Origin of the sequence: Streptomyces sp. NPDC096136 (genome assembly GCF_044763325.1) — a bacterium.
Lineage (GTDB): Bacteria > Actinomycetota > Actinomycetes > Streptomycetales > Streptomycetaceae > Streptomyces.
In genome coordinates this window covers 92,907-107,465 of sequence record NZ_JBIWFZ010000013.1, presented here as the reverse complement: position 1 = coordinate 107,465, position 14,559 = coordinate 92,907, and the positions used below count along the sequence as shown (strand labels likewise).

The following is a 14,559-nucleotide window of genomic DNA, read 5'->3' as shown; positions in this document are numbered from 1 at the left end:
CCTCCCGTCCGCCCACGAGATCCCGGCGATGCGCAGCACGGCCGGTCCGGAACCGCGCCGTACGCCGGCACCCGCCACCACCGCGTCCCCGGCCGAGGTGGGCCGCTTGGCCGCCACGGTCGAGCGCCTGCGCAAGGAGGCCCTGGAAGCCCAGGAAGCCGCCGACGGCCGCGCCCTCATCGAGCTGGCCAAGGGCATCCTCGTGGGTCGCCTGGGCTGCGGTCCCGGCGAGGCGTCCCGGCAGCTCACCAAACTGGCGGAGCAGGCCGACCAGACCGTCCTCGGCCTGGCGGTCGACATCATCAACCAGGCCTCTCACGACCACGTCAGTGAAGTGGCGCACCATTTCCTCCAGGCGACCGACCCCGATCTCCCCGCCGCCGACACGACCCCGGTCGTGCGGCTGAGGGCGGCCGAGAGCCGCATGCTGGCGGCCGGCCGCGACACCCAGGCCGTGGCCAACGCCCTCCTGGACAACGCGCTCCAGGCACTGGGCGCCGACGGGGTGGCCATCTGGGCCGCGGGCTCCGACGCCTCACTGTCGCTGCACGGCCAGGCGGGCTTCACCCCGCAGGAGGCCGACCGCTGGCGCTACGTGCCGCCCGAGGTCGTCACCTGCGCCCGCCTGGCCCTGACCAGCCGCGAACTCACCGTCGTGGACTCCCTGGCCGAATCCGCCATCCCCACCATCGGCAGGCGCCGGCACCCCGCCGGCGGCCGCATCATGATCCCGGCCGGGACGGGCGGACGCATCACCGGAGTGCTCGAAATCAGCTGGCCGGACCCCCGGCCGCCCCAGCAGCCGGTCGTGCTCAGACAACTGGAAACCCTCGCCGAACTCTGCGCCCACACGCTCGAGGAGCACGAACCCGCCCCCTCACCGCTGACGCCGAGCGCCGCGGACCACGCCGGCGTCGCGGAACTCACCGACCTCGCCGACCACCTCCACGAGCCGGTACTGATCCTCACCCCCACCCTCGACCAGGCGGGCCGACTGGCCGACTTCCGCATCCACCACACCAACCAGCGCTTCGCCGACCCCGCCGGACGCACCCGCGCCCACATCACCGGAGCGCACTTCCTGGAGGCCTACCCCACCGCCGCCGAAGGCGACGGCCTGTTCTCCATGCTCGAACGCGTCTACTCCACGGGCGAGCCCTGCCACGCCCCCCGCACCAGCCTCACCGCCGTCGTCGACCAGGTACCGCTCACCACCCTCGCCGACGTCAGCATCACCCGCCACGGCACCGTCCTCCTGCTCATCTGGAAGCTCGAGGACGAGACCGCACGACTGGCGACCCTGCTCCAACACGCCCAGCGCCTGGGACGCGTCGGCGGCTTCGAGGAAGACCTCACCACGGGCGAGATCAGCTGGAACGGCCAGCTCTTCTCCCTGTTCGGCCTCCCGGCGACGGCCCGCCCCATCCCGCTCCACGAGCTCACCGGCCACGTCCACCCGCACGACGCCAACTCCGTCGGCCGCTTCCTGCGCACCCTCCTGCACCGCGTCCGCGAGTCCTCCGTGGACTTCCGGCTCAAACGCGCCGACGGCATCGTCCGCCACATCCGCATGGTCGCCGAACCCGTCCTCGACCACCACGGGCACCTCACGTCCGTCCGCGGCGCCTGCCAGGACATCTCCTCCCAGCACTGGACCGAGGTGGCCCTCGCCGCCACCCGCGACCAGCTCGCCGACACCGAGGCCGAATCCGCGGACCGGACCCGGCTGGCCCTCCAGCTCCAGCAGGCCATCATGCCGCCGGCCCCCGCCCCGCTGGAGGTCCCCGGCATCCGCATCGCCGTCCGCTACCGGCCCGCCGAATCCCAGTCCCTCGTCGGCGGCGACTGGTACGACTCCGTCGTCCTCCCGCACGGCAAGATCCTGATCAGCGTCGGTGACGTCGCCGGCCACGGGATCCAGGCCGCCACCGGCATGGTCATCCTGCGCAACGCCCTGCGCGGCCTCGCCGTCACCGGCGCCGGGCCCGCCCAGCTCCTCGCCTGGCTCAACACCGTCACCCACCACCTCACCAGCAACCTCACCGCCACGGCCGTGTGCGGCATCTACGACCCCCACACCCGCACCCTGCGGTGGGCACGCGCCGGCCACCTCCCCCCGGTCCTCGTCCGCGGGGCGCACGCCGAAGCCTTCCCCCTCGCCTCCGGCATCCTCCTCGGGGCGATTCCCGACGCCGACTACGAGGAGGAGGAGGTACAGCTCCACCCCCGGGACACCCTGCTCATGTACACCGACGGCCTCGTCGAGCGAAGGGACCTGTCCGTGACGGACTCGCTGGGGCAACTCCTCACCGTCGCGGCCCGCCCCCTGGACTCCCTGGAACGCCGCCTCGACGACCTGCTGACCTACAGCGCCTCCGACACCGACGACGACACCTGCCTCATCGGAGTCCAGGTGCGCTGACCGTCAGGAAGGCTGCGCGCCGTCAGACGCAGCCCGCTGCCCTGGTTCCGCAGCGCGGTGTACTCCGGGCCGTCGTCCCAGGACCACTTCTCGGAGGCCGCGGTGTTGCACCGGAGCACGTGGATGCCGCCCCGACCGCGCGCAACCGGCCGGATCCGGGACGGGTGCGCGCACGCGCCGGCGGCCGGTTCCCATCGGTGGGGGGACCGGCCGCCGGCGCGTGGCGTGGGGTTGTCGTCGGGGGTCAGGCGTGGCGGTGGGAGGGGCGGTTGCCGGTGAGCAGGCGGTAGAGGGCCAGCAGGATGACGGAGCCGACGATCGCGGCGATCCAGGTGGAGAGGTCGAAGAAGCCGTCGATGGAGTCGACGCCGAAGAGCACCTTGCCGAGCCAGCCGCCGAGCAGGCCGCCGGCGATGCCGATGAGGGTGGTGATGATGAGGCCGCCCGGGTCTTTGCCGGGCATGAGGGCCTTGGCGATGAGACCGGCCAGGAGCCCGATGAGGATCCACGCGATGATGCCCATGATGTGCCTCCGCCCATCCGATGTGAGGCAACGGCCGTTGCCGCTGTCACTCTCGCTCGTGCGCGCTTTCCGCACTTTCAAACGCACCGGCCGCCGGACGACCGGCGACGACCGAAGCCGACGCGTGAGGGGCGGCGGCGATCGGACCGGACCGTGGGGTGTGGGTCGCGTCTCGTGGGGCAGGCGAGGCGACGGCGGCGGGAGGACCGCACGGTCCGCCCCGGAGCCCGCAGTATCCGAACCACAGCGACCAAGAGGAGTCCGCCCATGACCGACGCCACGCAGGCCACCGCCCCGCACACCGTTCCCGGACTGGACCCGATCGAGGCCGAGCGGGTCGTGGACGTTCTGCAGGCGCGGCTCCACGCCCTCAACGACCTGTCCCTCACCCTGAAGCACGTCCATTGGAACGTCGTCGGCCCGCACTTCATCGCCGTGCACGAGATGCTCGACCCGCAGGTGGAGGCCGTCCGCGAGATGGCCGACACCGCGGCCGAGCGCATGGCCGCCCTCGGCGGCGTCCCCATCGGCACGCCGGGCGCCCTCGTCGCAGCGCGCACCTGGGACGACTACGAAGTCGGACGCGCCGACGCCGTCGCCCACCTCGGCGCGCTGGACCTGGTCTACACCGGCGTCATCGAGGACCACCGGGCCGCCATGAAGACGGCCGGCGACATCGACCCGGTGACGGAGGACATGCTGATCGGGCAGCTGGCGAAGCTGGAGCAGTTCCAGTGGTTCGTCCGCGCCCACCTGGAGAACGGCAGCGGCCGGCTCAGCACGTCCGGCGCGCACACGCTCAGCGACGCCGCAGGTCAGGCCGCTCGCGGGTCCACCGACGGCGCGTGACCGCGCCCCCGCGCGGCGGGAAGCGCACGGAGGCCGTGCCGGCCCCTCCCGGGCACGGCCTCCGCCGCATGCGCCCGGGCCGGGCGGGGACGCCGGCAGCCTGACGGGACCGCAACGGAACGCCGGCAAGGCGTCCGCGACGGCTACTCGCGGGAGCCCGGTACGCCGGGCAGGGGGCCGGACCTGGGATACTCGTCCGGCGCGGCCGCGCACCGCGGCCTTGCGCGGGCGATCGGCACGCGGCGGAATCCCCGCAGAACGACCGGAGCCGGACGATGAGCCCTGAAGCGGACCCTGCGCCGTCCCTCGAAGCCAGTCCCCCCTGCGACGGGCACGGCCGGGAGGCGTCGTACCGTGCGGCGGCACGGGCGGTCCTGCGCGAGGCGGGCTGGATGCCGGGGCGGAGTGCGGGCCCGGGACCGGCGCCGGCCATGGTCGGGCAGTACGGGCCGCCGTCGCGCGCGGTCAGGGAGTTCCTGGCCGAGTACGGCGGACTGCACCTGGTGTTCACCGATCCGCGGGACGGTTCCGATGACACGGACATCGACATCCGCGGCGGCGCGGACATCCTGGGCTGGGTGGGCACGTGGAGCCGGGCGGCGGGGGAGCCGTGTTCCCGGTGGGGGAGTTCGCGCGCCGGAACTGCGTGCTGCTGGTCGGCGACAGCGGCGGACTGTACGGGGCCTTCGACGCGGTCCTGGGCCGGCTCGGGGCCGACGCGCTGACCGGGCTGGGCAGACTCGTGCTCGACCGGAGCCCGCTGGAGCCCCGCCTGCCCGTCCCCCCGGAGGCCCTGTACCGGCCCGAGGCGGCCGGCCGGCGTTCGCGGGCCCGGTGAGCTCGTTGGGGGAGGGGGAGGCGGCCGGGTGCCTCCCGCGGCCCGGCGGTGGGACGACGGCCTGCCGGACGGCCCTGACCCCCTTGCCGCGACGGCATCCTCACTGCGCGCCGCGTGCCATCCATTTCTCCGGCTTCTCCAGGGGTGTGAAGCCCGCCTTGGCGTAGACCGTGTGCGCGTCCGCGGTGGCCAGCAGCACGCGGCGCAACCCATAGGGCGCGAGGTGGTCGCAGACGGCGGAGACGAGAGCCCGCCCCAGGCCCTTCCCCCGGCTGCCGCGATCGATGTAGACGTCGCACAGCCATGCGAACGTGGCCTGGTCCGTGACGACCCGGGCGTAGCCCAGCTGAACGCCGGTGGCTCTCTCGTACACCCCGAAGTTCAACGAGTTGGCCATGGCCGCGTCCTGCTTCTCCCGGGACCGCCCCAGGGCCCAGTAGGAGTCCTCGGAAAGCCACCGGTGGATGACCGCACGGTCGAGGCGGGCCGGGTCGGCCGATATGTCGTAGCCGACGGGGAGGTCACTGGTCATGGCCGCATACAAGCAGACCGGGCCGCTCCCCGGCCAGCGACTTCGGCTGCGACCGCCTGCGGCAACTGCGCGGAAGTGGCGCCGAGGTGATGGCGCACGAGAAGCCCGTGGCACTCATCGAGCCGAAGACCGGGTCCGTTCCGAGGAGTTGTCGGCCGAGGAGGTGGTCGAGTCCGCTGCTGCGCGGGTCCGGCCGATCCTCCTGGCGACCGAGGCCTGTTTCCACGTCCTGCCGGCAGGTACCACGCGGCACGCAGTCCGGCCATGCGTAGGGGGTTCGGCCGGCGTGAGCCAGTCCTACCGGCTGGCAGGAGCGGCCGGCCCCCGGGCGATCAGGACGTCGGCTTCGTGGCGCCAGCCGAGGGAGGAGTAGAGGTGCCGGCCTTCCTCGCTGGCGATGAGGAGACCGGTACGGGCGCCGTGGGCCGCGGCGGCCTCTGCCAGAGCGCTCATCATGGCGCGGCCCAGGCCGCGTCGCCTGTGCGCCGTGTTCGTCTCGATGCGATCGGCGATCGCATCGGCGCCTACCACGGCGATGGTGCCGCGCGCCGCCACCTCTCCGGAGGAGTCGTGGAGGGAGACGACCGTGACCGCTCCGTCGGTGTGGACCTCGCGCTCGTACGGCGCGGCGGGAGCGTGCTGCGGGTGCTTGCTCAGATCGGTCGTCATGAGCCACTCGGACCGGTGGAGCAGCTCCAGCCCGGCGGCGCCGAGGGCGGCTTCGACGGCGGCTGGGCGCCGTGTGGGTACCGTGAGCCAGGTGGTCTGCCTCGCGATGGCGACGGCTACGGCCAGCCGTGCCAGGGATTCGGGCTCCTCGTCCGCGCGCAGTGCGAACACCTCGACCTCCCGGCCGGGTTGCTCGCACTGGGACCGCAGGCCGTCCCCCGCGGACCCCGCAGGCTCGGCCTCGGGCAGGGAGCGAGCCACGGTCCAGCCGTTCACCCAGCGTCGTATCAGCTCTGATTCGATCTTCGCCATCCGGCGATTAGAGCATGACCGCAACCGGAGAACGGGCGAATGGCCATCCCCCTGTTTCGCCGGTGAATCGGCGGCCCCGGGTGCCGCCGAAGGCCTGTGGTCCGCCGGCGCCGCGGCGAGGAGCAGAGGGGGACCGGACGACCGGGATCGGCTTCCCGGTCCGCACCGCGCCCTGAGCCGCTCGCGTACTGCCTCTGACACGCTGTCCGGCGGCGAACGGGTGAGGATTGCCGCGGTGGTGGCCGCCATGGTGTTCGCTGGTCGCGCACGCAGCCCGTACGCACGCACCCGCCCAGGAGCCCTCGTGATCGATCCCACCCAGCTGACCGACCCCACCGTCCGCGCCTTCGTCAACGCCGTCAATGCCGGGGACCGCACCGCCTTCCACGCGGTCCTGACCCCTGGCGCGACCATGTCCGACGACGGTTCCGACCGCGATGTCGACGACTGGTCGGAGCGGGAGATCTGGTCCTGCCACGGCCACATGTCGGTCGACTCCGAAGCCGACGGGGGCCGCTCCCTGGTGGTCGACTACCGCAACGACACCTGGGGCGAGATGCGCACCGCGTGGCGGTTCGAGATCGCCGACGGCCACGTCGTCCGCTTCGAGACCGGCCAGGCCTGATCCCCGCCCCCCGGGGCCACAAACCCCGCGCCACCACATTCGGCGCCGCCGCCGGCGGACCGTTCTGGGGGCCGTGCCGTCCGGGAAGCCGGAACGGCGGCAGCAGAGGGTCGTCTGGCCGGGCCGCCTGGGGCCGGTCTGACCAACCCCGGAAGACGAAGGGGCGACCGGGAGGGAGGGCCCCGGGATGGTGCTCAGGCCGCCGGTGGAGCCGATGCCGGCGCAGGCCGCGGATTCGGTGCCCGGCCCGGCCGCGCGGCGGCGGGCCGACGTGGCACCCCCTCCGCTTGGGCCCGCTCCCCGCTCGCCGCCCTGGATCCGGTGGTGCCGAGCCGGGACGGGGTGATGCTGGCCGAGTGGCGCGGATGGCCCGGGTGGGCCGGGCCGCGGTGGTTGCCTGCTGGCGCGGGCACCTCTCCTTCTCCTCACGGGCCCGCAGTACGCACGAGGGCCGCGCCCCGGACGCGGATGCGGCCCCCGTCGTCCGGGCGAACCGTCAGTTGCGGATCAAGCGGCCCCAGTCGATGGCGCTTGGCCGAAGAGATGACCCGGTCGAGCACGCGGGCGTCCAGGCAGGCATGGGCCAGGGCGAGGCCGGGGATCGGGCGGAGCCGCCCAGGGGCCACCCGCGTGCTGTACTCGGCTGGCTCGACGCCGCAGCCCCACGGGTGGAGGGGCGATGTGCGAAGCCCGCAGCAATCCCGCCCTTCGGGCTTGGCATTGAGACGCTACTGCTCAGCCGCTACGGTGCCGGGAGCGCTTCAGAGGGGGCAGAGAATGAACGCAGAGGGCGAAGCCCGCGAGTCGCTCGAGGCAGAGTGGGACTTTCGGGCGCGCGCCTCAGCGCAGTGGGACGACCGGTCAGAAGGCTCCTTTACAACATGGGTACCCCCGATCATGGGAGCTCTTGTTGACGCGGCTCGGGACAGCGCGCTCGGCCGGTTCCATCCCTTGGCGGTCCCCGCGAGCGTTGATGAGGGGGAGCTGGAGGACTACCGCCACCGGGCCCTGGACGCGGTCGAAGCCGGTGGCGCAGCCGAAGCCCCCACCTGTCCGGCCGCTGGGCGCGTCGCTGCTTCATCGGTCCGGCGACCGATGCCCGCGGCGGTGTCGGCCATGTCGGTGCGGATCGCCACGGTCTTGTTGTCATGCACATGGAAGTGGTTAGCTGTTCGAGGTCTACCCGCAGGGGGCGGGTACCGGAGCCGAGGGGTCCGTATGCAACTCGTTCGCAAGCTGTTAACCGGAGTAATGGCAGCTGGCTTCGCCGCATCCGGCTTCATCGCCGCAACCCCGGCCAACGCCCAGGTCGTGAACTCCACGTGCAACCTGTCGAACGTCGTCAAGGTCAAATACAACAACGGTGCCTACTGCTACGTCTGGGACGGTAACAAGGCCAGCGGCTACGTGGGCGCGATGCACATCCAGAATGCCCAGAATGCATGCTCGGGCAGCTATGTGGGATACGTGCAGGACACTGCGGGACGTCAGTACCACTTCAACCGGAACGGGTGCACCCCTCCCATTGGCGGGGCGACACTTTCCTTGATCGTATTCAGCGGCAACTGAGTCGACACGGGCCCGAAATCCGTGAGCTCGCCGGGCTGTTCTCCGCACGGCGCGCGCCTTTCGAGCGTCGCCTTCCCCAGGTCTTGCTGATGGAGGCCGTTGCATTCCCGTCGGGCGTGGCGAGGCTGACTCAGTGGGTGTCATCCCCGGCCCGGTCTGCCCGGAACCGAAGCCCAGCTCCAGCGGTAGCTGTGCCCAGTGATCCCGGTGGGCAGCACGGACAACACGCCCTGACGGCGCAGCCGGCCATCCACCGGCCGAGGTCCGGGAGCCCGCTCCGGCCACGTCGGCAGCACCGGCTCGATCAGTGCCCACCGCTCCGTGGCTCACGGCGACTGGCACTGCGCTCTGTCAAGGGACTACCGCTTCAGCAATGGAGGGTCCGAATACTACGGAGACAGCGTGAAGGTGCGTCTGGAAAATGGGTCGCTCATTTTGGAGTTCCCAGGCTTCGACGACGGGCTTGCCGAAGGTGATCCCGAGGCCGTCCCAGTACTCGTTTTCACCTGCACGCGCATGGAGCGCTGACTGGCTCTTTCCCCGGCTCGAGCCCTTTGCGGAGGGCTCCCCAAGCTCCTCTCACGGGCCGTCCCGTCCTGGGCGCAGGACGTCGGCGTGGACCGGGGCCCGGACGCCGGGCTCGCCGGCATCGCGGCGCACCGGGCCGACGCCTGATGTGGCGCAGGGCTCTTCCAGTGCGGTCATGACGGCCCGGACGGTCTCCTCGTCCCTGCGGGTGATGTCCAGGACGACCAGACCGGGCTCCGCGATGTGCTGTTCGCCGATCGGCTCGATGGGCCCTGCGCGGTGCTGGAACCGGCCCGGTTCCCGGCAGGTCCCCGGTCCACCCGCACGTCACTCGGCTTGGCTCCGCAGGCTTCCGACCGGGTACTGGGCACGGATTTCGTCGGTCTCGAAGGACACGCGCTTGTCCTGGCCGGCGAGCACGACGGTTCGCCCGCTGAGCCTGGCGACAGTCGTGGGCCGGCCGGACCAGCCGTCCACCTCGAAGTTCTTCACGCCGACGCAGACCAGAACGAACTCGACCGCGTTGTGGCCGCGGGCCCGCCACAGGCCGGCGGCACCGGCCGGGATGCCGAACGCGGAAAACCTCAAGGTGACCGACGATTCGCGCTCGTCGACGAGGAAGGAGTCGAGGTGGTAGTCGGTCAGCGGTGGTGGGGGTGAGCCGAGGACGTCGCGGACCGCCTCGGGGTTGGCCACCTCGGCAGACCAGTCATGCCCGCTCATAGAACACCTTCGCGGTCGTGGGAGGCAGCACGCCTCGTTGCACGCGCTGGTCAAGGGGACTCACGAACCACCGCCGGGCCGCGTAAGGACCCTCGTCAGTGGAGCGGTAGGCATTGAGGCGGCCCACCTTGAGGGAGTGCGCGGTGAAGTCCAGCAAGACCTGCGGACCGCTCACCGCGATCCTGATCCGGCGCTCCGGGGTCGGGACCCGGGGACCGAACCCGATGTCGACCACGGTGGCGTCGGGGACGCCCCGCATCCGGAGGTCCTCGGCCGCGGAGAACTCGATCTGGGCCTCGAAGCGGTCGCAGCCGGCTTCGGTCCAGTCCGGCGGAGCGAGGTCGGGGAAGCGGGGAAACTCGACCCGCAACGTCACAGCGGGACCGTACGGACTGAGGTGCACCGATCTGAGGACCAGGCCCTCCAGAGCCGGCAGCTCGCCGTAGAGCGCGGTGAACGGCTCGGAGTGCGCCAAGAACTCCGGCCATCCGTCGGCTGACACGGGTGGACCCCTCCGCTCTGGGTGCTTCGCACCCGGCAAGGCCGGCGACTCCTTCTCTCGCGACAGTCGGAGAGCAACGAAGTGCACCTGAGCTGGAAGGATACCGCCCGTCCATGGTCCGCTTAGTTCCCCACGGCAGGGGTGAACCCGTTTCTGGGGTGTTGCTCGTGACGACTTCGCCCTGTCCGTCCGGCCTCCAGGCGGGGACCCGGGGTACCCGCCCCGGCGGGGTCAGCGGTTCGGGGGTGCCGTCGACGGTGTGGGGCCCACCGGGTCCTTCCTGTCGGGGTGCCCGGTAGAGGCACCCCGACAGCCCCTGCATCAGGCATGCCATCACGACCTCGACCCACAGTCCCATCGACTAGACATCTCAGGCAGGCACTTGACCGGCGCGCTCTGTCGCCATGGCGGTGCTGGACGGGCCGGGCCGGGTCTGGCCTGGCCTACCGATCAGCTCTCAGGTCCTCGACGTGAGCGCTGCGATCGGGCGCAGGGTTGAAATCGCGCCAGATAGGCGAGGGTCGAGCCGCTCCTGGTGCTCAGATGCAGGCCCGACGCGTCGGCGAGACGGTGCAGAGCGCCGAAGGGGATCCAGTGCCGGTCGAAGAACTCGCCCACGACCAGCCGTCCTCCCGGGGTGAGCACCCGCACCGCCTCGTCGAGCACCCGTTGTGGTTCCGGGATCTCGCCCAGCGCGGTCACCAGATACATGGCGTCGAAGGTGTCGTCGTCGAAGGGCAGCTCGCGGGCATCCGCATGGGTGGGCACGATGTTGGGTATTGCGCGCTGCCCCGCGCGGTGCATCACGTGGCGGAGCATCTCGGGTTGGACGTCGAGGATGTCGAGCTGCCCGTGGGGCCCGAGTTGCGGTGCGGTGTGCAGCGCCTGCAGTCCGGTGCCGGGCCCCACTTCGAGGATCCGCTCGCCCGGGCTCGGGGTGAGCACCGCGTCGAGGCGGGCTGATGTGAGGAACGGCAACGGCAGGTCCAGCACGCCGCGTTGGGCGTAGGGGTACGGCGCCTTGTCGCCGAACCACCAGGCGCCTGCGGCGGCAGCGGCACCGAGGGCGCAGGCCCAGCGCAGGCGCGGCGCGGTCAGGACAGCAGAGCCCATGGTGTTCTCCGGTTCTGTGGTGTTCGTGGTTGCAGCCCGGGTCGGTGTGACGGGCTTCATGGGGTGCGGGGCAGCCCTCGAACCGCCAGGCCGACGCATACCGCTGCGAGCGGAAGTTCTGCTGACAACGCCATGACCAGCGCCGCGCGCAGATCGCTCCCGCCGGCCGCGGTCATCGTGTCGAACCAGGCGTCGACGGCGAGCAGGGCGGCCGTCGCGGCGGCGGCCGGTGCCAGTCGCCGATCCGCGCGGGTGGCCAGCAGACCTGTGGTGATCAGGCCGACCGCCTCCAGCGCGTCCAGACCCACCCAGGCGGCGGACCAGTGCGGGGCGGGGAAGGTGGTCGGCAGGCTGGTGGCCAACACGAAGAGCCACGGCAGCAGTGCCACCCCGCAGCCGGCCAGGACAAGCCCCCGCCGTCGGCCTGGAAGGCGGTCCGGACGACGGCGCTGCGGGCTGGGGGGCGATCCCGTGAGCGGGGCGTGCGGCCTGCGTATGCCGCGCTCGGCGTCCGGCTCCGGAAACAGTTCGATGATTTCATGCACGCCTTTCAGCCTGAGCCGCCCAGCGATCACAGTCAGTAATGCCGGGTGCCGTTCCCGGGGTGGTGCCAGCTTCACCATCGATCCGGAGGCACGGTGCATGGCATAGCCCTCACCTGGTGTTTTACCGTCGGGCCATGACGATTCCCCGGGCGCTGCGGCGCAGAGTTGTTCGGGTCCGGCGGGACACCGCTTCCTTGGCGGCCGGGGTTCCGCTGCACCTCGCGCTGGTGCCGTTGTGGAGCTGGATGGCGAGTGCCGCGAAGTCGAGGGCGTGGCCGGTGCTCCCGCTCCCGTTTGTGCTGATCTTGCTCGGTGTGCTCGTGCTCACCGCGGTGCAGCGACGCCGGTACCGGGTGCTGCTGGGAGTGGAGATCCTCCGGCTGCCGGCCCCGCGCGAGCAAGGATGGCCGAGGCGCGCTCTGCGGTGGCTGTCCGCGGCCCAGACCTGGCGGCAGGCCGGATACCACCTGCTGGTCGGTCCGCTCCTGGCTGTGGTGGAGCTGGGGGTGCTCGCCGCGTGGGTCGCGGGCCTTGCCGGCGTCACCGTCATCGGGTGGGCCTGGCTGTTGCCGGCCCAGGTGCGCCTGGAATATGTCGACTACGCGACCCAAGCGCTGTACTACACCGCGGCCGGTGTGCTGCTGCTGTGCGCCGCAGCCTGGCTGGCCGGGCCGGTGACCCGCGCCGAGACCCGGATCGCGCTCGCGCTGCTCGGGACCAGCCGCTTCCAGCGGCTTCAGCAGCTTCAGCAGCGTGTCGAGCACCTGTCCGAGAGCCGCACCGACCTGATCGACGCCGCCGATACCGAACGCCGCCGCATCGAACGCGACCTGCACGACGGCACGCAGCAGCGCCTGGTCTCCCTCGCGGTCAACCTGGGCCTGGCCAAGGCCACCCTCACCAACCTGCCGGACGAGGCCCGCGCCGTGATCGACGAGGCGCACCGCGAGGCGAAGGAGGCCATCGCCGAACTCAACGACCTGGTGCGCGGCCTCCACCCGGCCGTCCTCGAAGACCGCGGGCTGGACGCGGCGCTGTCCGGGCTGGCCGCCCGGGTACCGATTCCGGTACGGCTGCGAGTCGACCTCGAGGAGCGAGCGGCGCCGACCGTGGAGTCGGTCGCCTACTACGTGGTCTCCGAGGCGCTCACCAACGTCACCAAGCACGCCCGCGCCACCCGCGTGGACGTCGCTGTCAAACAGGTCGGGAGAATGCTGCGCCTGAACATCACCGACGACGGGATCGGCGGCGCCGACACCTCCGCCGGCAGCGGACTGAGCGGGCTGGCCAAACGGGTCGGCGCCGTCGACGGCTCCTTCCAGGTCAGCAGCCCGGTCGGAGGCCCGACCACCATGATCGTGGAGCTGCCATGCGAGCAGTGATCGCCGAGGACATCACGCACCGGTGGCCGTCGGCGCGCTCGCGGCGCAGCGCGCCGCGGTGGCGGGTGGTGCCGTGGCGGTCGGTGAGGGTGGGGCCGGTGTCCGGTTCCCGGTACTCGCCGTGGCGCTTGCGCATTTCGGTGGCGGCCTGGTCGGGGAAGTCGTCGGGGACCTCCGCGAAGTCGGTGTTGGCCGGCGAGGCGATCCTGCCCTCGCGGACGGTGAATGCCCATGTCGCGGGATAGCCGGCCTGGTGGCGCCAGGCCATCCCGGTGAGGGAGAGCCCGTCGCATTCTTGGCGGTGGACGACGATGCCGGGGGTGCGTGTCGAAGAACCGCTCGCGGTCGCCGGGTTCCTGTCATTTGTATGTCCGTCTCGGACACGGCCGGCTCCTGTCCAAGCCTGCAGGGCCGGCAGGCGGGCCGTCGCCCGCGGGACGCGCACCGCCGTGCGCTCTCACCCGGGTCCCGCCCCTCGCCGCCGCCCCCTCGAGCGGGCCCCGTCCGCCGCACGCGCGAGCCCCCGCGGCCCGGGTCCTGGTGGGCGGGCTTTACTGCCAGAAGAGGGTTTCGATGACGATCTGGGGTTCGGCGGTACGGCGGATGAAGGTGTAGCGCAGCCAGCCGCGGTTGTGGTCGAAGTCGAGGATGTGGGCGCCGCCGGGCTGGGTGGAGCGCGCGGGTTCGATGCTGACCTTGCTGGTGTCCAGGCCGTGGTCGCGGTAGGGGTGGTGGGAGGAGAGCAGTTCGACGACCGCGTCGATGACCAGGTCCCTGACGGTGCCGGGCAGGCTGTCGCGGTACTCGGAGGCGGCCTTGGTCCAGTCCACGGCCCAGGGCGGCCCGGTGAACTCCTCGCTCACTCCCCGGGTTCCAGCCGGCCGGCACGCTGGTGGAGTTCGGCCGCTTCCTCAAGCAGGGCCTTGGCCTTGTCCGGGTCCGTGGCGTGCGCGGCACGCTCTTCCAGGTCACGGACGTGCCGGTCGAGCTCCGGGTCGCGGGCCAGGGCGTACTCGGCCCACCACCGGGCGAAGAACGCCGGGGCCGCGCTGATGTCGTAGGTGTCGGCGACCTTGGCCCGCCACCCCGCCTCGAAGTCCGCCAGGAGATCCGGCGTATGCGCGGCGATCGCGGCACGCAGGGCGGGGATGCTGCGCTCGGGCATCGGGGGGACACCGTAGGGGGGTCCCGGAGCGGTCGTCACGAGGGTCCCTCCAGGGTCGGCGGCCCCCACGATAGTGCGCCCGCCCCCGCACGGGGACCGTGATGCCCGCACGGGGACCGTGATGCCCGCACGGGGACGGTCCTGCCCGCACGGGCGGGGGTGTCCGCACGGGCGGGGGTGTCCGCCGCGCCCCGCCGCGCGCCGCCGCGTCCGCAGAGCCGGCCGCGTCCGCTCGTTCCCGGCTGTGCCGCGCCTTCAGGCA

18 protein-coding genes are annotated in these 14,559 nt (G+C 72.0%); 7 read left to right on the top strand and 11 right to left on the bottom strand.

Annotated features, from left to right (window positions below):
* The first annotated feature begins 28 nt into the window (after positions 1-28).
* Entirely contained in the window at positions 29-2,422 is a 2,394-nt protein-coding gene (locus ACIRBY_RS25310) for a SpoIIE family protein phosphatase (protein WP_403904454.1), read from the top strand.
* A 244-nt stretch (positions 2,423-2,666) separates the two neighbouring features.
* Here the strand turns inward: ACIRBY_RS25310 and ACIRBY_RS25305 are convergent, their stop codons facing one another.
* A complete protein-coding gene (locus ACIRBY_RS25305) occupies positions 2,667-2,945 on the bottom strand; it encodes a GlsB/YeaQ/YmgE family stress response membrane protein (protein WP_403904248.1) in 279 nt (92 codons plus the stop codon).
* Positions 2,946-3,212: 267 nt separating this feature from the next.
* Between ACIRBY_RS25305 and ACIRBY_RS25300 the strand changes: the two genes are divergently transcribed.
* Positions 3,213-3,794, top strand: coding sequence for a Dps family protein (locus tag ACIRBY_RS25300; RefSeq protein WP_403904245.1), 582 nt, complete (start codon positions 3,213-3,215; stop codon positions 3,792-3,794).
* Positions 3,795-4,413: 619 nt separating this feature from the next.
* Positions 4,414-4,632, top strand: a complete 219-nt coding sequence (locus ACIRBY_RS25295) for a hypothetical protein (RefSeq protein ID WP_403904243.1) — start codon at positions 4,414-4,416, stop codon at positions 4,630-4,632.
* A 100-nt stretch (positions 4,633-4,732) separates the two neighbouring features.
* Here ACIRBY_RS25295 and ACIRBY_RS25290 read toward each other — a convergent pair whose 3' ends face one another.
* Together ACIRBY_RS25290 and ACIRBY_RS25285 are read right to left on the bottom strand one after the other, a co-directional pair.
* The gene (locus ACIRBY_RS25290; RefSeq protein WP_403904240.1) at positions 4,733-5,164 is read right to left on the bottom strand and encodes a GNAT family N-acetyltransferase; all 432 of its coding nucleotides are present in this window, start codon (positions 5,162-5,164) and stop codon (positions 4,733-4,735) included.
* 297 nt (positions 5,165-5,461) lie between these two features.
* Positions 5,462-6,145, bottom strand: a complete 684-nt coding sequence (locus tag ACIRBY_RS25285) for a GNAT family N-acetyltransferase (protein WP_403904237.1) — start codon at positions 6,143-6,145, stop codon at positions 5,462-5,464.
* A gap of 304 nt (positions 6,146-6,449) precedes the next feature.
* On the opposite strand from ACIRBY_RS25285, the gene ACIRBY_RS25280 reads away from it, so the two are divergent.
* From ACIRBY_RS25280 to ACIRBY_RS25270, 3 genes are all read left to right on the top strand, one after another.
* Positions 6,450-6,770 (top strand): nuclear transport factor 2 family protein, encoded by a 321-nt coding sequence (locus ACIRBY_RS25280; protein WP_403904234.1) that lies wholly within the window; start codon positions 6,450-6,452, stop codon positions 6,768-6,770.
* A 1,218-nt stretch (positions 6,771-7,988) separates the two neighbouring features.
* Positions 7,989-8,339, top strand: coding sequence for a hypothetical protein (locus ACIRBY_RS25275; protein ID WP_403904232.1), 351 nt, complete (start codon positions 7,989-7,991; stop codon positions 8,337-8,339).
* A 402-nt stretch (positions 8,340-8,741) separates the two neighbouring features.
* Positions 8,742-8,867, top strand: a complete 126-nt coding sequence (locus ACIRBY_RS25270; protein ID WP_403904229.1) for a hypothetical protein — start codon at positions 8,742-8,744, stop codon at positions 8,865-8,867.
* Positions 8,868-8,918: 51 nt separating this feature from the next.
* On the opposite strand, the gene ACIRBY_RS25265 is transcribed toward ACIRBY_RS25270, so the two are convergent.
* The 5 genes from ACIRBY_RS25265 to ACIRBY_RS25245 form a co-directional block, all read right to left on the bottom strand.
* Positions 8,919-9,125: a DUF6207 family protein gene (locus tag ACIRBY_RS25265; protein WP_403904452.1), complete on the bottom strand. Its 207-nt coding sequence runs from the start codon at positions 9,123-9,125 to the stop codon at positions 8,919-8,921.
* A gap of 69 nt (positions 9,126-9,194) precedes the next feature.
* Positions 9,195-9,590, bottom strand: a complete 396-nt coding sequence (locus ACIRBY_RS25260; RefSeq protein WP_403904226.1) for an Imm50 family immunity protein — start codon at positions 9,588-9,590, stop codon at positions 9,195-9,197.
* Positions 9,577-10,092: an Imm50 family immunity protein gene (locus tag ACIRBY_RS25255; RefSeq protein WP_403904223.1), complete on the bottom strand. Its 516-nt coding sequence runs from the start codon at positions 10,090-10,092 to the stop codon at positions 9,577-9,579. The genes ACIRBY_RS25260 and ACIRBY_RS25255 overlap by 14 nt, the downstream gene beginning before the upstream one ends.
* A gap of 450 nt (positions 10,093-10,542) precedes the next feature.
* Positions 10,543-11,265: a class I SAM-dependent methyltransferase gene (locus ACIRBY_RS25250; RefSeq protein WP_403904221.1), complete on the bottom strand. Its 723-nt coding sequence runs from the start codon at positions 11,263-11,265 to the stop codon at positions 10,543-10,545.
* Complete coding sequence (locus ACIRBY_RS25245) at positions 11,262-11,849, bottom strand: hypothetical protein (protein ID WP_403904218.1); 588 nt, start codon at positions 11,847-11,849, stop codon at positions 11,262-11,264. Before ACIRBY_RS25245 ends, ACIRBY_RS25250 begins: the two co-directional genes overlap by 4 nt.
* Before the next feature lie 35 nt (positions 11,850-11,884).
* Here ACIRBY_RS25245 and ACIRBY_RS25240 point away from each other — a divergent pair, with 35 nt between their 5' ends.
* Positions 11,885-13,132 carry a sensor histidine kinase gene (locus ACIRBY_RS25240; protein WP_403904215.1) on the top strand — a complete coding sequence of 416 codons (1,248 nt, stop codon included), beginning with the start codon at positions 11,885-11,887 and terminating at the stop codon, positions 13,130-13,132.
* On the opposite strand, the gene ACIRBY_RS25235 is transcribed toward ACIRBY_RS25240, so the two are convergent.
* The 3 genes from ACIRBY_RS25235 to ACIRBY_RS25225 form a co-directional block, all read right to left on the bottom strand.
* Complete coding sequence (locus tag ACIRBY_RS25235; protein WP_403904213.1) at positions 13,074-13,400, bottom strand: hypothetical protein; 327 nt, start codon at positions 13,398-13,400, stop codon at positions 13,074-13,076. The genes ACIRBY_RS25240 and ACIRBY_RS25235 overlap by 59 nt on opposite strands.
* A 283-nt stretch (positions 13,401-13,683) precedes the next feature.
* A complete protein-coding gene (locus ACIRBY_RS25230) occupies positions 13,684-13,995 on the bottom strand; it encodes a hypothetical protein (RefSeq protein WP_403904210.1) in 312 nt (103 codons plus the stop codon).
* Positions 13,992-14,297 carry a hypothetical protein gene (locus ACIRBY_RS25225; RefSeq protein WP_403904208.1) on the bottom strand — a complete coding sequence of 102 codons (306 nt, stop codon included), beginning with the start codon at positions 14,295-14,297 and terminating at the stop codon, positions 13,992-13,994. Before ACIRBY_RS25225 ends, ACIRBY_RS25230 begins: the two co-directional genes overlap by 4 nt.
* Positions 14,298-14,559 lie beyond the last annotated feature (262 nt).